This is a genomic window from Curtobacterium sp. Leaf154 (assembly GCF_001424595.1).
Taxonomy (GTDB): Bacteria; Actinomycetota; Actinomycetes; order Actinomycetales; family Microbacteriaceae; genus Curtobacterium; species Curtobacterium poinsettiae.
In genome coordinates this window covers 1-20,510 of record NZ_LMOS01000008.1, presented here as the reverse complement: position 1 = coordinate 20,510, position 20,510 = coordinate 1, and the positions used below count along the sequence as shown (strand labels likewise).

The 20,510-nt window shown below is 70.7% G+C and carries 17 protein-coding genes; 9 read left to right on the top strand and 8 right to left on the bottom strand.

The genetic code is table 11. The annotated features are described in order from the left end of the window. Nucleotides 1-87: 87 nt before the first annotated feature. From ASF75_RS15215 to ASF75_RS15200, 4 genes are read left to right on the top strand one after another with little or no spacing between them, the layout of a single operon-like run. Nucleotides 88-948 (top strand): carbohydrate ABC transporter permease, encoded by an 861-nt coding sequence (locus ASF75_RS15215; RefSeq protein ID WP_056072765.1) that lies wholly within the window; start codon nucleotides 88-90, stop codon nucleotides 946-948. Then, on the top strand, nucleotides 945-1,832 hold the full coding sequence (locus ASF75_RS15210) for a carbohydrate ABC transporter permease (RefSeq protein ID WP_017886803.1): 888 nt from the start codon (nucleotides 945-947) through the stop codon (nucleotides 1,830-1,832). The genes ASF75_RS15215 and ASF75_RS15210 overlap by 4 nt, the downstream gene beginning before the upstream one ends. Before the next feature lie 49 nt (nucleotides 1,833-1,881). Then, a complete protein-coding gene (locus ASF75_RS15205) occupies nucleotides 1,882-2,745 on the top strand; it encodes a ThuA domain-containing protein (protein WP_017886804.1) in 864 nt (287 codons plus the stop codon). A gap of 5 nt (nucleotides 2,746-2,750) precedes the next feature. After that, on the top strand, nucleotides 2,751-3,845 hold the full coding sequence (locus ASF75_RS15200) for a Gfo/Idh/MocA family protein (protein ID WP_056072762.1): 1,095 nt from the start codon (nucleotides 2,751-2,753) through the stop codon (nucleotides 3,843-3,845). A gap of 72 nt (nucleotides 3,846-3,917) precedes the next feature. Here the strand turns inward: ASF75_RS15200 and opgC are convergent, their stop codons facing one another. From opgC to ASF75_RS15180, 4 genes are all read right to left on the bottom strand, one after another. Next, entirely contained in the window at nucleotides 3,918-6,425 is a 2,508-nt protein-coding gene (gene opgC, locus ASF75_RS15195; protein WP_156463917.1) for an OpgC domain-containing protein, read from the bottom strand. Then, the gene (locus tag ASF75_RS15190) at nucleotides 6,422-6,832 is read right to left on the bottom strand and encodes an ATP-binding protein (RefSeq protein WP_017886807.1); all 411 of its coding nucleotides are present in this window, start codon (nucleotides 6,830-6,832) and stop codon (nucleotides 6,422-6,424) included. Before ASF75_RS15190 ends, opgC begins: the two co-directional genes overlap by 4 nt. Next, nucleotides 6,829-8,901, bottom strand: a complete 2,073-nt coding sequence (locus ASF75_RS15185; RefSeq protein WP_235517710.1) for a glycosyltransferase — start codon at nucleotides 8,899-8,901, stop codon at nucleotides 6,829-6,831. Before ASF75_RS15185 ends, ASF75_RS15190 begins: the two co-directional genes overlap by 4 nt. A 185-nt stretch (nucleotides 8,902-9,086) precedes the next feature. Continuing rightward, nucleotides 9,087-9,881: a TetR/AcrR family transcriptional regulator gene (locus tag ASF75_RS15180; protein WP_056072755.1), complete on the bottom strand. Its 795-nt coding sequence runs from the start codon at nucleotides 9,879-9,881 to the stop codon at nucleotides 9,087-9,089. Between the two features lie 125 nt (nucleotides 9,882-10,006). On the opposite strand from ASF75_RS15180, the gene ASF75_RS15175 reads away from it, so the two are divergent. Next, nucleotides 10,007-10,930, top strand: a complete 924-nt coding sequence (locus ASF75_RS15175) for an NAD-dependent epimerase/dehydratase family protein (protein WP_056073084.1) — start codon at nucleotides 10,007-10,009, stop codon at nucleotides 10,928-10,930. A 70-nt stretch (nucleotides 10,931-11,000) separates the two neighbouring features. Here ASF75_RS15175 and ASF75_RS15170 read toward each other — a convergent pair whose 3' ends face one another. The 3 genes from ASF75_RS15170 to ASF75_RS17925 form a co-directional block, all read right to left on the bottom strand. After that, nucleotides 11,001-12,338 carry a fibronectin type III domain-containing protein gene (locus tag ASF75_RS15170; protein WP_056072752.1) on the bottom strand — a complete coding sequence of 446 codons (1,338 nt, stop codon included), beginning with the start codon at nucleotides 12,336-12,338 and terminating at the stop codon, nucleotides 11,001-11,003. A 316-nt stretch (nucleotides 12,339-12,654) separates the two neighbouring features. Then, nucleotides 12,655-14,463, bottom strand: coding sequence for a DEAD/DEAH box helicase (locus tag ASF75_RS15165; RefSeq protein WP_017886812.1), 1,809 nt, complete (start codon nucleotides 14,461-14,463; stop codon nucleotides 12,655-12,657). A 91-nt stretch (nucleotides 14,464-14,554) separates the two neighbouring features. After that, nucleotides 14,555-15,019 carry a MarR family winged helix-turn-helix transcriptional regulator gene (locus ASF75_RS17925; protein WP_042537769.1) on the bottom strand — a complete coding sequence of 155 codons (465 nt, stop codon included), beginning with the start codon at nucleotides 15,017-15,019 and terminating at the stop codon, nucleotides 14,555-14,557. 96 nt (nucleotides 15,020-15,115) lie between these two features. On the opposite strand from ASF75_RS17925, the gene ASF75_RS15155 reads away from it, so the two are divergent. From ASF75_RS15155 to ASF75_RS15145, 3 genes are all read left to right on the top strand, one after another. Then, entirely contained in the window at nucleotides 15,116-17,275 is a 2,160-nt protein-coding gene (locus tag ASF75_RS15155; RefSeq protein ID WP_056072748.1) for an MDR family MFS transporter, read from the top strand. A 76-nt stretch (nucleotides 17,276-17,351) separates the two neighbouring features. After that, a complete protein-coding gene (locus tag ASF75_RS15150; protein WP_056072745.1) occupies nucleotides 17,352-17,939 on the top strand; it encodes a TetR/AcrR family transcriptional regulator in 588 nt (195 codons plus the stop codon). 395 nt (nucleotides 17,940-18,334) lie between these two features. Continuing rightward, nucleotides 18,335-18,751: a VOC family protein gene (locus tag ASF75_RS15145; protein WP_017886816.1), complete on the top strand. Its 417-nt coding sequence runs from the start codon at nucleotides 18,335-18,337 to the stop codon at nucleotides 18,749-18,751. A gap of 31 nt (nucleotides 18,752-18,782) precedes the next feature. Here the strand turns inward: ASF75_RS15145 and ASF75_RS15140 are convergent, their stop codons facing one another. Beyond that, nucleotides 18,783-19,052: a hypothetical protein gene (locus ASF75_RS15140; protein ID WP_042537772.1), complete on the bottom strand. Its 270-nt coding sequence runs from the start codon at nucleotides 19,050-19,052 to the stop codon at nucleotides 18,783-18,785. A 94-nt stretch (nucleotides 19,053-19,146) separates the two neighbouring features. On the opposite strand from ASF75_RS15140, the gene ASF75_RS15135 reads away from it, so the two are divergent. Continuing rightward, nucleotides 19,147-20,022: a DUF808 domain-containing protein gene (locus ASF75_RS15135; RefSeq protein ID WP_042537898.1), complete on the top strand. Its 876-nt coding sequence runs from the start codon at nucleotides 19,147-19,149 to the stop codon at nucleotides 20,020-20,022. Nucleotides 20,023-20,510 lie beyond the last annotated feature (488 nt).

The following is a 20,510-nucleotide window of genomic DNA, read 5'->3' as shown; positions in this document are numbered from 1 at the left end:
AGCGCCTCGACACAGACACGACCACGGACGATCCCGCCCGTGACGACACCACGACCCGGGCAACGACGAGCCCGGTTCCGATCCGGCGTGACCCGATGGCTCTTCGTGGTGCCAGCGGCGGTCTTCGTGGCCGTCTTCTTCGGCTACCCGGTGGTGAAGAACGTCGTCATGTCCTTCCAGGACTACACGACGGCGACCTTCTTCACCGGCGAGGCCCCCTGGGTGGGACTCGCCAACTACATCTCGGTGTTCCAGAGCTCGGTCTTCACGACGAGCCTCGTGAACACCGCATTGTTCACGGCGGGCTCGATCATCCTGCAGTTCGTCATCGGGCTGAGCCTGGCGCTGTTCTTCCGCCGACACTTCCCGCTGTCGGGCTTCCTGCGGGGGCTCCTGCTCCTGCCGTGGCTCCTGCCGCTCATCGCGTCGAGCGCGGTGTGGAAGTGGCTGCTCGACCAGGACAGCGGCGCGCTCAACCAGCTCCTCGGAGTGGTGGGCATCGCCCCCGTGCCGTGGCTGGTCAGCCCGAGCCTGGCGCTCATCGCCGTGATCGGCGTCAACGTCTGGCTCGGCATCCCGTTCAACACGACGATCCTGTACAGCGGTCTGCAGTCCGTGCCCCCGGAGCTCTACGAGGCCGGCTCGCTCGACGGCGCCACCGGGTTCAAGGCGTTCTGGTACATCACGTGGCCCAGCATCCGGTCGGTGGTCAGCGTCGTGATCGTGCTCGGGGTCGTCTACACGTTGAAGGTCGTGGACATCATCCTCGGCCTGACCGGCGGCGGCCCGGCGAACTCGACCCAGACCCTGGCCACGAACGCCTACCACCAGTCGTTCATCAACTTCCAGTTCGGCATCGGAGCCGCGGTCAGCAACGTGCTGATCGTCGTCTCGTTCGTCTTCGCGATGGTCTACATCGCGATCTCACGGAAGGCGGTCGACGAATGAGCGTCGGACTCGCGAACCAGACCGTCACCGCCACCCGCGCGATCACGACCAAGAGCGCCCGTGCTCCCCGGCCACGAGGTTCGGCCAAGGGCATCCCGTTCACGATCCTCGGCTGCGTGTTCCTCGCGATCATGGTGTTCCCCGTCTACTGGATGGTGAACACCAGCCTGCAGGCGACGTCCGGGGCCGCCACGGCGACGTGGTTCCCGTTCTCCCCCACCTTCGCCGGGTACCAGGCCGCGTTCGCCCAGCAGGGGCAGAACTTCGTGTCGAGCATGATCATCGGGCTCGGGACCGTCCTGCTGACGCTGGCCATCGCGACACCGGCCGCGTACGGGCTCGCACGGTTCCGGATGCGCGGCGGCCGGGTGTTCCTGCTCGTGCTGCTGATCACGCAGATGATCCCGGCGATCGTCATCGCGAACGCGCTGTACACGCTGTTCAACAACATCGGGCTGCTCAACAGCTACGTCGGCCTGATCCTGGCCGACAGCGCGGTCCAGGTGCCCTTCGCGATCCTGCTCATGCGGGCGTTCATGGAGTCGATCCCACCGAGCCTGGTCGAGGCGGCACTCGTCGACGGCGCCAGCGACTTCCGGGCGTTCGTGTCGATCGTCGTGCCGATCAGCCGGAACGCCATCGTCACCGCGGCGCTCTTCACCTTCCTCGGCGCGTGGGGCGACTTCCTCATCGCACTGACCCTGACGTCGACGACCGCGGTCCGACCGATCACGCTCGGCATCTACAACTACATCGGCTCGAACGTCACCGACTGGGGTCCCGTCATGGCGACCTCGGTGCTGGCGTCCCTGCCCGCCGCCGTCCTGCTGATCTTCGCGCAGAAGTACATCTCCGCCGGTGCCCTCGGCGGTGCCGTCAAGTGACGGCACCGGACCGAAGCCGCCACGCATCCCAGCCAGAAAGGCACACACCATGACCACCACCCCGCTCCGCATCACCGTCTGGGGCGAGAACGTCCACGAGCAGGTCGAGCAGCACGTCGCCGAGCGGTACCCCGACGGCATGCACGGCGCGATCGCGGACGGCATCCGCGAGCACCTGCCCGAGGCCGTCGTCCGGACCGCCACCATGCAGGAACCGGAGCACGGACTCACCGACGAGGTCCTGGCGGACACCGACGTGCTCACCTGGTGGGGGCACGCCGCACACCAGGACGTCGACGACGCCGTGGTCGACCGGGTGCACCGGCACGTGCTCTCCGGCATGGGGCTGCTCGTGCTGCACTCCGGCCACTGGTCGAAGATCTTCGGCAAGCTCATGGGCACCACCTGCACCCTGCGGTGGCGCAGCGAGCACGACCAGGAGCTCGTCTGGACCGTCAACCCCCAGCACCCGATCACCCGCGGGGTGCCGAACCCGATCGTCATCCCCGAGCAGGAGATGTACGGCGAGTACTTCGACGTCCCGACGCCCGACGAGCTCGTGTTCATCTCGGGCTTCACGGGCGGCGAGGTGTTCCGGAGCGGCATGACGTACCGCCGCGGCCTGGGGAAGATCTTCTACTTCTCCCCCGGTGACCAGGACTTCCCCGTCTACCACCACCCGGACGTCCGCCGGGTGATCGCGAACGGCGCCGAGTGGGCACGGCCGGAGCGCGAGCGCGAGATGCCGACGCTCCGCCGCTACGACCTGGGCGAGTACTTCGACGGGCAGCACTACCGCGGCCCGTTCGACGACGCCGAGCCGGAGACGGCCGCCCCGGCGGCCGCCGAGCCCGCGGTCACCGAGCCGGCAGCCAGTGCGCCCGCTGCCGAGCGCGACGGGGCGCAGGCGTGAGCCCCTTGCGCGTCCTGCAGGTCGGCGCCGGCGGGATGGGGCGGGCCTGGCTCGCCACCGTCGCCGCCGACCCCGAGGTCGAGCTGGTCGGCATCGTCGACCTCGACCTCGACGCCGCGCGTGCCGGCGCCGCACACGCCGGCGACCCGTCGATCCTGGTCGGCACGGACCTGACCACGCTGGCCGCCGAGACCGGGGCCGAGGCCGTGCTCGACATCACCGTGCCGGTCGCGCACCACCCGGTCACCATGCAGGCGCTCCGGGCCGGGCTCCCCGTGCTCGGCGAGAAGCCCGCCGCGCAGACCGTCGCCGAGGCGCTGTCGCTCGCGGCAGCCGCCGAGGCCACCGGCAAGCTGTTCATGGTGTCGCAGTCCCGCCGCTACAACGACCAGCTCGTCGCGTTCCGGCAGCACGTCCGCGACCTCGGTGTCGTGGGCGGGCTGAGCACCCGGTTCGCGAAGGCACCGCACTTCGGTGGCTTCCGCGAGGAGATGGACGACGTCCTGCTGCTCGACATGGCCATCCACGCCTTCGACTCGGCGCGGTACGTGCTCGAGCGCGATCCGGTGTCGGTGTACTGCGAGTCGTGGAACCCGTCGTGGTCCTGGTACCGGGGCGACGCGGCCGCCGCCGCCGTCTTCACGTTCGAGGACGACGTCCGCTACGTCTACGACGGCTCCTGGTGTGCGCCGGGTGCGGAGACCTCGTGGAACGGCGACTGGCGCGCCTCCGGAGCCGCCGGCACGGCACTCTGGGACGGCGACCACGACCCGTCGAGCGACCTCGACGGCACACCGGGGTCCCCGGTCACGGCACCGTCGGTGGGACACGAGATCGCCGGGTCGCTGGCGTCCTTCGTCCGGGCCGTCCGCTCCGGCGAGGTGCCGGACGGCGAGGTGCACGGCAACGTCATGAGCCTCACGATGGTCGACGCCGCGATCACGTCGGCGCGCAGCGGGCGCCGGGTCGTCATCGACGAGGTGCTCGAGCAGGCACACCGGGACGCCCTGGACACCGAGCAGGACGACGCGGTCCGCGACCGCCTGGCGGCGTGGGAGTCGGTCCGTGGCGCGCTCCGTGCGCGCCTGCCCGCGTCCTGAGACGCGACCACAGGACGGACGGGAGGCCCGTGGCGACACCGCCACGGGCCTCCCGTCCGTCGGAGCGCGCGATCAGCGCGGGATGACGGAGAACAGGAACTTCTTGCGGACCATGTACCAGGCCAGCAGGATCAGCGCCGTGTGCACCACGAACCCGATCCAGAAGTCGCCCCACGGCACACCGGGGATCGACGCGATCGCCAGGGCGAAGAACACCTGCCAGACGAACACGTACAGGCTCGCCTGCCCGAGCGGGATCCAGAGCCAGCCGATGGCGGCGGCGATGGGCTTCCAGAACACCGTGAGGATCGCGTAGGACACGACCGCGAAGAACGCGATGTCCGCCAGGCGGCCCCACTGCAGGTCCACCCGCTGGTACGCCGTGTTGTACAGCGACTGGTACATCTCGGCCGGGAACGGCACCGGGGTGAACCCGAAGTGGTCACCGGCCCAGACGTAGACCAGGAACGCCGCGTACCCGCCGACCGCGATGCCGACCAGGACCTTGCCGAGACGCCCGGTGAGCGCGCCGACGATCTGCCGCCGGTAGTACCCGAGCACGAGCCCGTGGGTGAACACGACCTGCCAGGTGAACAGGGGGAACACCGCCTCGAACTGCGAGTTCAGCGGGCGGAAGTCCGGGTTGAGCGCCTGGAACACGTAGAGCGCCCAGCTGGCGGTGAGGAGCGCCCACCAGAACCCGCGGCGGATCACCCAGATGAACGCCGGGATGAACAGGCTCAGCACCACGAACAGCCCCATGATGTTGAACGGCCACGGCCCCATCTCGAGCAGCAGGAACTGCCGGATCGCGTACCAGGGCGGCGGGTACGCGAGCAGCTGCATGACGTTCGGGTACAGGTCGTAGACGCGTCCCTCGGCGTCGACCCCACCGAGGCCGGTGCCCCGGTCGGTGAAGGTCGTGATGGCGTCGGTGTTCAGGAACGGCACGAAGCTCAGCACGAACACGACGGCGATCACCACGAGCGTGACGACGTACTGCTTGCGTGCGCGCTTCCACGCCCCGATCGCCGCAGCCCACTCGCCGAACTTCTTCACGGCGAACGGGTACGTCATGCCGAGCACCATGCCGGACAGGAACACGAACATCTCGGCGCCGGTGATCGCCCCGACGGCGTGCAGCGTCAGGTACGAGTACGGCCCGCCGATCTCGATGTGGGTGATCACCACGGCGAGGATGATGAACCCGCGGAACAGGTCGAGCCGCAGGTCACGGCCGGGCTTGCCGTCGTCGGGGTAGCGCCAGCTCGGCAGGAGCCGGCCGAACACCCCGCTCAGCAGGAACACGACCGCCAGGCCGGCGGCCAGCCAGACGATCCACGCCATCTGGTCGCCGCCGGTCTCGTACTCCTGGGAGATCGCGGCGTTGCCCTGCTGCACGGTCACACGATCGGTGACCGGGCCGAAGGCGAAGTCGCCGGACCGCTCGAGGTCGGCGCGGAAGGCCTCCGCGACGTCCGGGTCCGCAGTGAGCCGCCAGTCGGCCACGCGGTTGCCGGCCTCGGGCTCGCGTCGCTCCGCCTCGAGCACGGTCATGCCCCGGATCAGCGGACGCTCCTGCACGGCGGCGAGCACCTGCCGCCACCAGCTCCGCTTGACCTGGAGCTCGGTGTCGCCCTGCAGCTCGCGGTTGTACAGGGCACCGGTGTCGAGCAGCATCGGACGGTCGTCGGCCACCGCGAACCGGTCGTAGAACGTGCCCGACTGCGGCTGGTCGTAGCCCCAGTCCTCGTCGAACCGCGACTCGACCTCGCCGCTGCGGGTGAGCGGCACGGCGCGACCTGCGGCCTCGGTCGGGTCGCCCTTGCCGTACGAGAACATCGAGAGCCCGACCCAGTCGACGGCCTCGGCCCCCGGCCAGTACGGCCCGTACGGGTCGTCGGCACCGGTGAGCTGTCCGTCGCCGTTCGTGTCCGCCTTCGCGACGTCGACCGGGGACAGGTTCCGCAGCCGCCCGGCGGACTCGCCGAACGGGTAGCCGGCACCGTACCCCGGCGACCAGACCATGAGCGCGTCCGACGTACCCGCGTGCACGGTCGTACTGAGCGCACGGAACGCCCGGACGAACTCCGTCGGCTGCTGGCCCCAGCGGACCCACGAGCCGTTCATCTGCGGCGCGAACCGGACGAGCACCTGGGTGTCGTACTGGTCGTGCAGGTCCTCGAACACGGAGTTGACGGCGCGTGCGTCCCCGGCGTCGAGCGACCGCAGCCTGCGGTCGGGTTCGAGGCTCACGACGAGCACCGCACCCTGGGTCGCCGCCGCGCGCGCCGACCGGAGGAGTTCCTGCTTGGCCGGGCCGTCGAGCGGGTAGTCGACGGAGACGCCGTACATCGACGGCGTCGCGCCGAGCCGTCCCTCGTAGCCCTCGGGTGAGTCACTCGCCCAGTCGAGGTCGGGGCCGAACCACGTCGAGCCCCCCGCCGGCTCGACGGCGGCGGCACGCTGCACGGGTGCCGCGGACGACGCAGACGCCGCGGACGCGGGCAGCGCACCACCGAGCAGGAGCGTGGCGATCGTGACGAGGAGGGCGAGGGCGCGGGCCACCTGCTGCTTCACCGGTCGCACGCGAGGATCCAGACGTTGTGGCCGGACTCGTGCCGGTGCTCGAGCCGGTCGAGCGCGGCGATCGCGAGCGCCAGCCCACGCCCGCTCTCCTGCTCGACGTCGGCCATGGTGACGGCGCTCAGGTCGATGTCGACGGGCATCCCGTTGTCGGTCAGCACCGCCGTCAGGGCCTGGTCGGTGGCCTGGAGGCGCACGGAGTACCGGCGCCCGGTCCCCCGGTCGGCGCGGACGGTGTGCTCGACGATGTTCGCGGCGACCTCGGCCAGGGCGGTCTCGAGTGCGAAGCGGAGTCGCACGTCGTCGATGCCGAGCCCGTCCCACCACGCGGCGAAGCGGTCCTGCACCTCGTTGAGGGAGTCGGGCGTCGCGGCGACCTCGAACGTGGTCTCGGTGCTCACAGGGGCCCTCCGGCGGTGCTCGACTCGTGTTCGGACTGTGCGGGGGTGGCCGGGCCGCGGTACCGGACAGCGCGGATCACGATGCTGAAGATGAACAGGTCGAAGACGACCCACGCGGTGTTGACGAGCGGCGCGATCCCCTCGGCCTGACCGGTCAGGTACCGGATGACGATCATCACCAGGGCGGCGACCAGGGCACCCATCGCCCAGAGCTGCGGCTTGACCAGGTCCCACCGCGGCTTCTGCTCGGTCTCGTCGCGCACCTTCGGGGTGACGCGGAACCCGAGCGGCTTGCCCCGGAAGACGTTCTGGAACGCGCTGGCCACCGACTCGATCCAGATCGGGAACAGGGCGAGCGAGTACTGCTGCCCGCGCCAGGTCGGTCTGCCGGCGGCGACCACCCAGAACAGCAGCTGGTTGCACACCAGGAACGGGATGAGCCGGGCGAAGAAGTCGACGCTGTAGGCCTGCACGGGCACGACCCCGAACGACAGGCAGAGCACCGGCGCCGCGATGTAGACGATCGCGGCGAACCCCGACAGGTAGCTCCACATCGTCGAGAAGTACATGAGCCGCTGCCCCCACGACAGCCCCTTCTGCACCAGGGGGTTCTCGCGGAAGAACACCTGCATGGTGCCCTGCGCCCAGCGGAGTCGCTGCACGAGCATCGTCGGCAGGTCCTCGGGGGCCAGGCCCGTCGCCAGGATCTCGTCGTGGTACGCCGACTTCCAGCCGAGGCCGTGCAGGCGCATCGCGGTGGCCATGTCCTCGGTCACCGAGATCGTCGCCAGCGGCATGATCGGCTGGGCCTCGTCGTCACGGTTGACGTCGAGGGCACGGGCGAGCACGGCGATCGACTCGATGGCGGCGACCGGCGAGGCCTCGCGCCGCCCGAGCACGTCGAGGGCGGCGTCGTCGAGTCCGGCGAAGGTGTTCGCGTCGGTGGACATCGCCGCGAGCTCCTGCAGGTCGTTCCGCACCGATTCGAGGTCGGCGGCGGCGAACCGGAACGCGATGGCGTCGATCCCCCGCTGGAACGCGTAGGTCACGTCGCCCAGGGGTTCGCCGGACCGGACCTGCTCGCGTGCGCGGTCGACCACGCCCTCGGCGTCGTCGAGGGCATCGAGCACGCGCGGGTCGGTCTCGGTCTCGCGGGAACGGGCGAGAAGCTTGCGCGAGGTGGCGAGGGTGCGCTGCACGGACGCCTCGACCTCAGCCACGTAGCGCGAGATGCCGAGCTGCATGAGTGCCTCACGCCGCAGGATCGCGTTCGACCCGCAGAAGAACGCGGCGTTCCAGCCGTCCTTCGACTGCTGGATCGGGCCGTAGAAGAGCGGCGCCTGGCTGCCGAGGGGGTCGGCAGCGGGGACGTTCTCGAACCACTGCGGCGTCTGCACGAGCGCCATCTGCGGGTCCTTGAAGTAGCCGAGGGTGCGGTCGAGGATCGCCGGGTCCGGCACCTGGTCGGCGTCGAGGATGAGCAGGAACTCGCCCTGGGTCGCGAGCAGGGCGTTGTTGAGGTTGCCGGCCTTCGCGTGCCGTGGCCGGTCCACCCAGTCGGCGCCGCGCGTGATGACGCCGATGCCGAGCGCTTCGGCCGCCGCGCGCATCTCGGGGCGGTTGCCGTCGTCGAGGATCCAGGTGGTGTGCGGGTGCGTGATCGCCTTCGCCGCGCGGGCGGTGCGCTCCACCAGGTCGACCGGCTCGTTGTAGGTCGTGATGAAGACGTCGACGGTGACGTCGGTGGACGGCTTCGCCGGCGGTTCGCCGCGCTCCCGGAGCCGCCAGGCCCCGAGCGCGAAGAGCAGCGAGTCGATGACGCTGTAGGTCTCGGCGAGGATCAGCGGCACCGCGATCCACCACGAGTGCCAGTTCACCGAGGCCGCCCAGCGCCACACGATGTAGTTCACCCCGGCGAGGGACGCCAGGAGCGCCACGGTCCGCACGGTGACCAGGCGCCGGCGGGCCGTTCCGGTGGTGAGTCGGCGGCGGTCCTGTCGGCTGACGTCGAGCGCGGTCACCGGGTCGCCCCGACCGTGGTGCCGTCGCACGTGCTGCGTCGCAAGCATGCCTCCTGATCCGCGGGCCCCGGCCGCAGCGCACGCCCGAGAGTGGTTCCGTCCGGCAGCTGACCCGGGGGCCACCGTGCCGGTCGTCCGCTTCGGTCGTCGGGCACGACCTGGGCGTGACGACCTGTCTACCGCACGGGTGGGGAGTCTGTCAGGTTGCTCACCCGATCTGGGGACACGGCGTCTCAGAAGACGGCGGTGAACCCCAGGTCGTCGGCCAGGCGTGCGATGACCTGGTCGAAGTACGCCGCACCGTCGGACACGGACCCCACGAAGTGCCCGAAGAGCTCGAACGAGATCGTCCCGAACACCGTCGTCCAGGCCATCAGCGTCCGGACCAGGACCTCGTCGGGCAGGGAGATGCCGAACGAGCGCAGGGTGGCGACCCCGTCCGCGACGGCGGGACCGGCCACCCCGGGAGCCGCCGTGGGCGCGGTGGGTGATCCGGGCCTCCCGGCCGTCCCCGGCGTCGACGTGACGGGCGAGCCCGACGTACCCGATCCGCCCGACGCACCCGACGCGCCCGACGCACCGGGCGCACCGGAGCCGACGGCGTCCGCGACCACGCGCACCAGGGCGAGCGTCGTCCGTGTCGCGGGTGCGACCGTCTCGCGCGGCGCGGCGTAGCCCGGTACCGGCGAGCCGAAGAGCAACGCGAAGTCCCCCGGGTGCGCGATCGACCAGTCACGGATCGCCCGGCACATCGCGACCCAGCGCGCCCCGGCATCGGGTCCGGCTGCCGCACCGGCGGCCTCGACCGCGGCACCGAGCTCGTCGTAGTCGGTGATGAGCAGGGCGGTCAGCAGGTCGTCGCGGCTCGGGAAGTACCGGTACACGGCCGACGAGACCATCCCGACGTCACGGGCGACGGCACGCAGGCTCAGGGCCGCAGGACCCTCGTCGGTCAGACGGGTGCGTGCCGCGGCCAGGATGTCGGCGGTGACCGTCTGCCGTGCGAGCGCTCGGGCGGTGGGTGCCATCCGTCGATCCTGGCACGAGAGAGCAGCGCACACAAAGGAGAGCAGTGCTCTTGCTTTTCCGCGCAGGAGCGGTCATGCTCGCTTCCGAGAGCACTGCTCTCGCACCGACCAGGAAGCAGGAGACCATGTCCCACCACATCGTGATCGGCGCCGGCCCGGTCGGCCGCCACGTCACCGGACTCGTGAACGCCCGGGGCGACCGCGTCACCGTCGTCTCCCGCTCCGGGCGCAGCACCGGCGTCGCCGGGGTCGAGCACCTCGCGCTCGACGCCTCCGACGCCGACGCGCTCACCCGCGCCGCCGAGGGAGCGGCCGTCCTGTACAACTGCGCGAACCCCGGCGACTACACGCAGTGGGAACGCACCTGGCCCCCGCTCGCCGCAGCGCTGCTCACCGCGGCCGAACGGACCGGTGCGACGTACGCCATCACCGGGAACCTGTACCCGTACGGCCCGGTCGACGGACACATGCGCGCCGGACTGCCCGACGCGGCCACGGACCGCAAGGGCGTGCTCCGGGCGCGGATGTGGGCCGACGCCCTCGCCGCGCACGACGCGGGCCGGATCCGCGCCGTCGAGGTCCGCGCCTCGGACTACCTGGGGCCCGGGATCGGCGCGAACGGGCACGTCACGCGCGTGCTGCCGGCGGCACTGCGGGGCCGGGCGGTGTGGATGGTCGGCCGCACAGACCTGCCGCACACCTTCACCGACGTGCTCGACGTCGCCCGGACCCTCGTGGCCGCCGCCGAGGACGAGAGCGCCCACGGCCGCACGTGGATGGTGCCGAGCAACCCCGCGCGAACGCAGCGCCAGGCCCTCACCGACGTCCTCGCGGCGACGGGGAAGCCCGCGGTGCCGGTACGCCGGATGCCCGCGGCCCTGTTCCGCGTCGGCGGGCTCGTGTCGCCGATGCTGCGCGAGCTGGCCGACCTGACCTACCAGTGGACCGCGCCGTACGTGGTGGACGACGCCGAAAGCCGCACCCGCTTCGGCATCGAGCCGACCCCGTGGGACGAGGTGTGCCGCCGCACGGCCGCCGGCGTGGCCTGACCGCGAGCCACACACGGAAGGGGGTAGGACGCTCCATTGCGTCCCACCCCCTTCCGCCTCGCACCGCCGGTCAGATCACCAGCAGCCTCGAGTACTGCGCCACGTCGAGCTGCTGCGCAGCTCCACCCGCGGCGGGGACCTTCCACAGCCCGACCGAGGGGCCGCTCTCGATCGAGACGAACACGTCCCCGTCGGCGGAGGCGGCACCCAGGTGCTCGCCACGCGACCCGGCGGTCAGCCCGGTCACCGGCACGGTCGACGTCCCGCCGCTGCCCACCACGAGCTTGTCCGGGATGCCGCGGTCGATCGTGCACCCGCCCGGCCGGTACTCCGACGGGGCGGGGCAGAACTGCGCCGACTGCAGGAGCGAGAAGCCATCGGCGTTCGCGGCGGCGTAGTCGAACGCGTACCGCGGTTCGATCTTCGTCAGTTCGGTCGCCCCGGGCTTGAGCTGGTACCAGATCCACGACCCGGCGGCACCGGTCGATCGGATGTCGACGTAGACGTTGCCCTGCGAGTCCGCGAGCACACCGGCGGGGTAGCCGACGATCATGCCGCTCGGCCCGGTGAACGTGCGGGGTGCGATGCCGGTGCCCTTGACGTACGGCTGGCTGACCGTTCCGCCGAGCACGACGACCTTGCCGTCCGGGGTGACCGTCCAGAAACGCTGATCGCTCCCGACGGCTTTGCCACCCAGGTCGAGCACGGTCTTCTGGGTCGAGGTGCCGACCGGCAACTGCTGCACCGCACCGGTCACCGAGTCCACCCAGTACAGGTTGCCCTCGGCATCGGAGCGCAGGTCCGGGGTCAGGTGCAGGCCGGACGCGATGATCGAGATCCCGCCGCCGTCGGCCGGGTGCAGCAGGATCGAAGTGCCGTCCGCCGTCGGGGTGAACACGTCACCGTCGGCATTCGCGGCGAAGCCCTCGACGTCCCTCGCGACGACGGTCTTCGCACCGCTGCCGGAGTCCGCGAACCGCACGACGTCACCGTTGCCGTCGAGCCCGAACAGCGACTGCGTCGTCTCCGGCTCGGGTGCGGGTGGTGCCGTCCAGCGCAGCGTGATCGTGCGGCCGGTCCCCCGGTGTCCGAGGGCACGGAGCGAGAACCGGTACGTGGTCGCGGGCGAGAGCGCGTCGAAGCGGTCGGAGCGGGCACGCGGGTGGAGTCGGTCGGCCTGACGGTCGTGCCGGTTCGCGACGGCGGCGACCGCGACCTTCCAGCCCGTCACCTTCGCGCCGTGCTTCGGGCCACGCCACGTCAGCGTGGCGCTGTCCGCGTCGCCGGTGACGCGGACGGCGGTCGGCGCTCCCGGCACCGACGACCAGGAGGTGTGCGCCGTCGCAGGCGCCACACCTCCGAAGACGAGCGCCGCGGCGGCGACCGCGGTGATGAGTGCTCGGTACACGATGTTCCCCTGCCTTCTCCGCGGCTCCCTGCGTCACGGCTCCGGGTATCACAGCACCGTGCCGACCGCAGGGGAACGGTTGCGGGCGGGATGTGCGGTTCCCCGCACCGCAAGATGCCGCCTGGTACCCCCGCACACGCCGTCGCGTTCCCGAGACGCCGCGGAATCCGGCGGCGTCTCGCCGACTCGGCGGCGTGGAAGCGACACGACGGCGTCTCGCGGGCCCGGAACGCGCACCGACGACGGACGGGAGGCACGGTGCCAGCTGGCACCGTGCCTCCCGTCCACAGGGGTCGCGTCTCGGACGCGGCGCGTCTCAGTAGCGCGGCTTGCGCTCCGGACGCTCGTCGCGGTCGTCACGGCGTCCGCCACCACGGCGATCCGCACGGATCTCGATGAGCTTGCCGCTGATCCGGGTGTCGGTCAGGCGGTCGAGCACACCGGGGTCCATGTCGGCCGGCAGCTCGACGATCGAGAAGTCCGGACGGATCTGGATCGCACCGAAGTCGTCGCGGCGCAGGCCACCTTCGTTGGCCAGCGCACCGACGATCTGGCGCGGCTCGACGCGGTGACGACGGCCGACCTCGATGCGGTACGGGGACATCGGCTGCGAACGACGCGGGGCGCGGTCGCCACGGTCGCGGTCGCCGCCACGGTCGTCGCGGGCACCACGGTCGTTGCGGCCGCCGCGGTCGTCGCGGGCACCACGGTCGTCGCGCTCGCTGCGGCGGGCGTCACGCTCCATCTGCGAGCGGAGCGCGTCGTCGGCTGCGGTGAGCAGCAGCGGCGAGTCACCCTGCGCCACGACCGCCAGGGCGGCAGCGACGTCGTCCGAAGGGACGTCGTGGTGCTCGACGTAGTGCGCGATGACGTCGCGGAACGCGGCGATCCGGCCCTGGTCCTCGAGCGCCGCGGTGATGGCGTCGTCGAAGCGGGTCAGGCGCGTCTCGTTGACGTCGTCGATGGTCGGCAGCTGCATCTGCGTGAGCGGCTGCTTGGTGTGGCGCTCGATCGCGGCGAGCAGGCGACGCTCACGCGGGGTGACGAAGCTGATCGAGTCACCCGAGCGGCCGGCACGACCGGTACGACCGATACGGTGCACGTAGGACTCGATGTCGACGGGGATGTCGAAGTTCACGACGTGCGTGATGCGGTCGACGTCGAGACCACGGGCGGCGACGTCGGTGGCGACCAGGATGTCGAGCTTGCCCGACTTCAGCTGGTTGACCGTGCGCTCACGCTGGGCCTGGGCGACGTCACCGCTGATCGCGGCGGCGGCGTACCCGCGGGCGCGGAGCTTCTCGGCCAGGGTCTCGGTCTCGCTCTTGGTGCGGACGAAGATGATCATGCCCTCGAAGTCCTCGACCTCGAGGATGCGGGTGAGCGCATCGACCTTCTGCGGGTACGAGACCATCAGGTAGCGCTGCGTGATGTTCGCGGCGGTCTTCGTCTTGGTCTTGACGGTGATCTCGGCCGGGTCGGTCAGGTACTGCTGCGAGATGCGGCGGATCTGCGCGGGCATCGTCGCCGAGAAGAGGGCGACCTGCTTGTCGTCCGGGGTGTCGGCGAGGATCGTCTCGACGTCCTCGGCGAAGCCCATCTTGAGCATCTCGTCGGCCTCGTCGAGGACCAGGTACTTCAGCTCGGACAGGTCGAGCGTGCCCTTCGCCAGGTGGTCCATGATGCGGCCGGGGGTGCCGACGATGACGTCGACGCCACGGCGCAGGGCGGAGAGCTGCACGCCGTAGGCCTGGCCGCCGTAGACGGGCAGGACGTGGACGTTCTTCATGTGGGACGCGAACTGCTCGAACGCTTCGCACACCTGCAGGGCGAGCTCACGCGTCGGGGACAGCACGAGCGCCTGGGGCTTCTTGCTGCCGGACTCCATGCGGGACAGGATCGGCAGCGCGAACGCCGCGGTCTTGCCGGTTCCGGTCTGCGCCAGGCCGACGACGTCGCGCCCGGCGAGGAGGGTGGGGATGGTGGCTTCCTGGATGGCGGAAGGGGTCTCGTAGCCGATGTCCTTGACGGCCTTGAGCACAGCGTCGCTCAGGCCGAGATCGGCGAACGTCACCACGGGCCCGTCGTCGAGGGTCTCAGTGGTGGGGGTGGTGTCCGTGCTCATACCACCAACGGTATCTCGAATGCGCGCTCCGCAGGGACGGGAGGCCCGTGGCGGCGCCGCCACGGGCCTCCTGTCCGTCCCCTCGGTCACGTCAGGAGCGCGTGGTGCCGATCCCCAGGACCGTGTCGGCACGGTCGTTCAGCCGCGTCAGCATCTCGGCGAGCGCGCGCAGCTCGTCCGAGGCGAACTCCCCCGTCAGGTCGTCGAAGACCTCGGCGCCGGCGGCGTCCAGCTCGTCGAGCAGCCGCCGGCCGGCGGGGGCGAGCGTGACGAGCGTGGCGCGGCCGTCCGCGGGATCGGGCGACCCGATCAGGTGCTCGGCCTCGATCAGTGAGGCCACCCGCCGGCTGATCACCGGGCGGGACAACCCCGTCGCGTCGGCGATCGCGGTCGCCCGGACGGGGCCGTGGCCGGCCACGGCACGCAGGATCACGCGGGCGGTCGGGTCGAGCCCGCCGCGCGACTCGATGAGCGAGGAGCGCAGGGTCTGCCGGACCCACAGCCGGTCGAGCTGGGATCGCAGGAGTCGCTCTGCGGCACGCCGGTCGTCGGTCACGCGCCCAGCGTAGCGGGCACATTTAGTTGCTTGCCGGAAGCAACAGATGTATCGTTGCGCGGTCTGCAAAGTTTCACAGCCAGAAAAAGGAGTTCGATGACCGCCACCGCACCCGTCTCGGTGCAGCACGGTCGGCACACCGCCGAGGCCCCCGCGGCCTCCGGAAGCGCCGGCCAGCAGCCGCTGATGACCCACCGTCAGATCCTCCTGGTGATCTACGGCCTGATGGCGGGCATGTTCCTGTCCTCGCTCGGCCAGACGGTGTTCGGCACGGCGATCCGCACGATCGGCGACGACCTGCACGGGCTCGACCAGCAGGCCTGGGTGACCACCGCGTACCTCATCACCTCGACGATCGCGACGCCGATCTACGGCAAGCTCTCCGACATCTTCGGCCGCCGTCCCCTCTACATCTTCGGCATCGTCGTCTTCATCCTCGGCGCCGTCCTGTCGTCGATGTCCACCTCGATGCTCATGCTCGCCGCCTTCCGCGCGGTGCAGGGCATCGGTGCCGGTGCGCTGATGTCGCTGCCGCTGGCGATCATGGGCGACATCCTCGCCCCGCGTGAGCGCGCCAAGTACCAGGGGTACTTCCTCGCCGTCTTCGGCATCTCGTCCGTCATCGGCCCGCTCATCGGCGGCCTGCTCGCCGGTTCCTCCGAGATCCTGTGGATCACCGGCTGGCGCTGGGTCCTGCTGATCAACGTGCCGATCGGTGTCGCGGCGCTGCTCATGGTCATCGTGTTCCTGCACCTGCCGAAGGTGCACGGCGCCGGCGACGCGAAGCCGAAGGTCGACTGGTGGGGCGCGACCGCCGTCATCGTCACCCTCGTGCCGCTCCTGCTCGTCGCCGAACAGGGCCGCATCTGGGGCTGGGGCTCCCCCGCCGCCGTCGCCTGCTACGTCGTCGGTGTCGTCGGGCTGATCGGTCTGCTGCTCATCGAGTCGAAGATGGGCGACGCGGCGATCATCCCGCTCAAGCTGTTCCGCTCGGGCACGTTCTCGATGGCGACCGTCATCGGGTTCCTGGTCGGCTTCGCGATGTTCGGCGCGATGCTCACGATCCCGCTCTACCTGCAGATCGTCACCGGGCTCACCCCGACCGAGTCCGGCTTCGCCACGCTGCCCCTGGTCGGCGGTCTCATGATCGCCTCGATCACCTCGGGGCAGATCGTCGCCCGCGTCGGCCGTTACCGGATCTTCCCGGTCATCGGCACCGCGCTCGTCTCCGCCGGCTACGTCGTCCTGACCTTCATGTCGATCGACAAGCCGCTCTGGTTCCTGATGATCGGCATGTTCCTCATCGGTCTCGGCCTCGGCTCGGTCATGCAGTCGCTGACCCTGGCGTCGCAGGGCTCGGTGGAGGCCCGTGACATGGGCGTCGCCACGTCGTCCGCCACGTTCTTCCGCCAGATCGGTGGCACGCTCGGCACCGCCGTGCTGCTGTCCATCCTGTTCTCGGTGATGCCGGCGAACATCCTGACCGCGACCGCGAACCAGAAGGACCTCGGTCCGGCACTCGACGCCGCGCTCAACCCGACCGTCGCCAGCGCGAAGGCGAACCAGGGCGCCATGGACCAGATCTGGACGCCCGTCGTCACCCCGCTGACGAAGACCGTGCAGTCACAGCTCGACGCCGCCTCGGCCAAGGCGAAGCAGGCCGCCGACGCCGCGGTCACCGAGCAGGTCACCGCGGCCGTGCAGCAGCAGGTCGCCGCGGGTGCCGTGCCCGCAGCGGCAGCGCAGACCGTGATCGACCAGCAGGTCGCCGCGGCCACGCCGGCCGCCGAGCAGTCCGCACTCGAGCAGGTCGCCGACCAGGCGCACGCCAGCGTGCAGGACGGCACCGTGTCCGTCGACTGGTCGAACGCTGCGCAGCGCTCCTACTGGGTCGACGAGCTCACCCCCGAGCTCGCGAAGAAGATCGACGACGGCAACACCACGAGCGACAGCGCCACCAGCACGAACGACACCTCGTTCCTGACCGGTGCCGACAGCCGCCTGACCCGGCCGTTCATGGCGGGCTTCAACGCCTCGTCCGTGACGATCTACTGGGTCGGTCTCGGCGTCATCCTGCTCGCGTTCGTGCTGACCTGGTTCTTCCGGGTGCCGCCGCTGCGCCAGCGGTCCGCGCTGCAGGAGCAGGCCGACATGTCCGCCGAGGCGCAGCTCGAGGCCGAGGCGGGCGCCGCCGCAGCCGAGGCCGGCTCGTTCACGGGCCCGATGACCGGGTCCACACCGACGACCCGTCGGTGACCGACCGGGGCGTCCGCCCGTGCCCCCTTTCCGGGCGGGCGCCCCTCCCACCCACATCGATCTACCAGGAGTCCACGTGATCACCACCCCGGCAGCGGCTGCGGCAACGGAGCCGTGCACGCTGCGTGAACGGAAGAAGCAGCAGACCCGGCAGGCGCTGCACGACGCGGCACTCACGCTCGTGTCCGCGCACGGGCTCGACGGCGTGACGGTCGAGCAGATCTGCGCCGACGCCGACGTCTCGCCCCGCACCTTCTTCAACTACTTCTCGTCGAAGGCGCACGCGGCACTCGGGCTCGACTCGGTCGAGGTGCCGGAGCGCGCAGCGGCCTGGTTCGCCGAGGCCGACGGGGCCCTGGTCGCCGACCTGTGCACCCTGGTCGCGGCGACCGTGCCGCTCTCGCAGGACCGCAGGCGCATGAAGGAGCTGCTCGTGCTCCGGCCGGAGATGTCGTCGATGGTGATGCAGTGGATGGCCGAGTCGCGCCAGTCCCTGCTCAGCGTCGTCGGCACTCGCACGGATGCGCAGACCGCCCGCACCGCCGTGACCCTGGTGATGTCGGCGCTCAGCGAGGTCGCGCACCGCGAGACCGTGCGGAGCAACGACGAGCTCGCCGACCGGCTCCGTGCGGTCGTGCGCGAGATGGCCGCGCTCGCGTCCTGAGCCGGGGGCGCAGGGCGTACCTGGTCGAATCGGGCGTACCTGGTCGAATCGGGCGTACCTGGTCGAATCGGGCGTACCTAGCAGGAACTTCCCGCCAGGTACGCCCGTTTCCGCTTTCCAGCGCAGGCGCAATGGGAAGGAACGTCGCGCCGTGCGCGTGCCCCGGTGCCGGACGGGAGGCCCGTGGCGGCGTCCCCACGGGCCTCCCGTCCGCACCGTGGCCGGGTGCGAACACGCCGTCGTGTCCGCCCGACGCCGGGAAGTCGTCGAGACGCCCCCGTTTCCGGAGGCGTCTCGGCGTGACGACGGCGTGTCCCAGCCGTCGCGCACTCGCACTGCTCGACTGACGAGCCCTAGGGTTTCCCCAGTCCGCACTCCGGAGTACCTTGCCGGGCATGCACACGACCGGACCCGCGCCGTACTTCCAGTTCGCCGGCACCGCCAGGCAGGCCCTCGAGCACTGGCAGCGGGTGTTCGGTGGCCAGGTGCAGATCGCGACCTACGCGGACTTCTCCCGCACGGACGGCCCGGCCGACGCCGTCGCGCACGGCCAGCTCACCGGCGAGCTGCAGCTGTTCGCCGCGGACGCGAGCGAGGGCGAGGGCGACACCCCGTTCTCGGCGACGGGGCTGCTCTTCTCACTGCTCGGCGCCGCGGAACCGGACGTCCTGCGCCGGTGGTTCGACCAGCTCGCCGAGGGCGGCACGGTCGTCGACCCACTGCAGCAGCGACCGTGGGGCGACTGGGACGGCACCGTCCGTGACGCCTTCGGGGTCGCCTGGCTGATCGGGTTCGAGGACTCGGCGCGCTGAGTCCCGCGCTGACTCCCGCGCGCAGCAGCGCCTACTGCTGGTCGGACGGCAGCAGCGGCGCCCAGAAGGCGTCGGGGCCGTCGGCCTGCACGGCGTCCGGCTCGAACCGGAAGCCGTACTCGCGCACGAAGTCGAGTGCCGCGGCCCGCTCGTCCTCGGCGTCGTCGTGCGCTGCGTCGAACAAGTAGACGCCGTGGCCCATCGCGACACCGGCGTCGCTGATCACGGAGAGGTCCCAGCGCCCCTGCTCGGAACGCTCGATCCGGACGACGGCGGCCTGGGATGCGGTGAAGTCAGCCATGTCGCGAGCCTACGGACGCCCCGCGGCTGGCGTTCAGGATGCTCCGCGGCCACTACGCTGTGCACGGTCACAGGTCAGACGAGTGGAGAACGCATTGTCAGTCGGATTGCTCGCCGTGGTGGACGACATCCTCTCCGCAGCCCTCAAGGCCAGCGCGAAGACCGCGGGGGTCGTCATCGACGACGCCGCCGTCACACCCCAGTACGTGCAGGGCCTGGAGCCCGCCCGCGAACTGCCGGTCGTCGGGCGCATCGCCCTCGGCAGCCTGTTCAACAAGTTCGTCATCATCATCCCGCTGGCCCTGCTGCTGACGGCGTTCGCCCCCGGGGTGCTGCCCTGGCTGCTGCTGCTCGGCGGCACCTACCTGTGCTTCGAAGGTGCCGAGAAGGTGACCGAGTGGTTCGGTGTCCACCACGAGGGCGGGTCCGACGAGGCCGTCACCGAACCGAAGCTCGTCTTCGGCGCCATCCGCACCGACCTCATCCTGAGCACCGAGATCATGCTCATCGCGCTGGCAGGCCTCGACCCCGACCTCGGGCTCTGGCCGACGCTCGGCGCCCTGATCGTGATCGGCCTGGTCATGACGGCGGTCGTCTACGGCGCCGTGGCGCTGCTCGTCAAGGTCGACGACATCGGCCTGCAGATGATGAAGAACTCGGTCCGCCGCACCCGCCGGATCGGTGCCAGGATCGTCCGCGCGATGCCGATGGTCTTCCGGGTCATCAGCGTCATCGGCACCGTCGCGATGCTCTGGGTCGGCGGACACCTGGTCATCGCGAACCTGGCCGAGACGATCTGGCACGGACCGTACGACCTGCTGCACGGGATCGAGCACGCGCTCGATGCCGCCGGCCCCGTCGTCGTCTGGATCGCCGACACGGCCGTGTCGGCCGTGGCCGGCCTCGTGCTCGGCATGGTCGTCGTCGGCATCGTGCTCGGCATCGGCCGCCTGCGCGGCGGGCAGCACTGACGCGACTGCGCGACGGACGGGAGGCCCGTGGCGGCCTGGCACCGCGCCTCCCGTCCGGTAAGGCGTCCTGACCTGCAGCAGCCGAAAGGTCACAGAGCGGTAACGACGTCAGATCCGTCCAAACCCTTCGCCAGAGGGTGCCGAATCACCTGCAACGACCGGGAACCACCCGGAGCGCTCACCAGCCGCACACCGCTGGTTCTCCACCCTGCACCAGGGTGTGTTCGGCGCGCACNCAGAGGGTGCCGAATCACCTGCAACGACCGGGAACCACCCGGAGCGCTCACCAGCCGCACACCGCTGGTTCTCCACCCTGCACCAGGGTGTGTTCGGCGCGCACACAGCAGCCGCGCCGAGCGCGACAACAGCAAAGGACTGATCACGATGCGTAAGAGCCTCAAGACCTCCATCACCCTCGCCACCACCGGCGCCCTCGTGCTGGGCGGTGCCGCGTTCGGCATCTCCTCCGCCCAGGCCGCGACCCCCGC

What these genes read in the sequence shown, in the direction of transcription:
- ASF75_RS15180 (WP_056072755.1), bottom strand. Translation starts at nt 9,881, where the DNA reads ATGGCACCCACCGCCCGAGCGCTCGCACGGCAGACGGTCACCGCCGAC.
- ASF75_RS15165 (WP_017886812.1), bottom strand. Translation starts at nt 14,463, where the DNA reads ATGAGCACGGACACCACCCCCACCACTGAGACCCTCGACGACGGGCCC.
- ASF75_RS15185 (WP_235517710.1), bottom strand. Translation starts at nt 8,901, where the DNA reads ATGCTTGCGACGCAGCACGTGCGACGGCACCACGGTCGGGGCGACCCG.
- ASF75_RS15175 (WP_056073084.1), top strand. Translation starts at nt 10,007, where the DNA reads ATGTCCCACCACATCGTGATCGGCGCCGGCCCGGTCGGCCGCCACGTC.
- ASF75_RS15210 (WP_017886803.1), top strand. Translation starts at nt 945, where the DNA reads ATGAGCGTCGGACTCGCGAACCAGACCGTCACCGCCACCCGCGCGATC.
- ASF75_RS15145 (WP_017886816.1), top strand. Translation starts at nt 18,335, where the DNA reads ATGCACACGACCGGACCCGCGCCGTACTTCCAGTTCGCCGGCACCGCC.
- ASF75_RS15205 (WP_017886804.1), top strand. Translation starts at nt 1,882, where the DNA reads ATGACCACCACCCCGCTCCGCATCACCGTCTGGGGCGAGAACGTCCAC.
- ASF75_RS15155 (WP_056072748.1), top strand. Translation starts at nt 15,116, where the DNA reads ATGACCGCCACCGCACCCGTCTCGGTGCAGCACGGTCGGCACACCGCC.
- ASF75_RS15140 (WP_042537772.1), bottom strand. Translation starts at nt 19,052, where the DNA reads ATGGCTGACTTCACCGCATCCCAGGCCGCCGTCGTCCGGATCGAGCGT.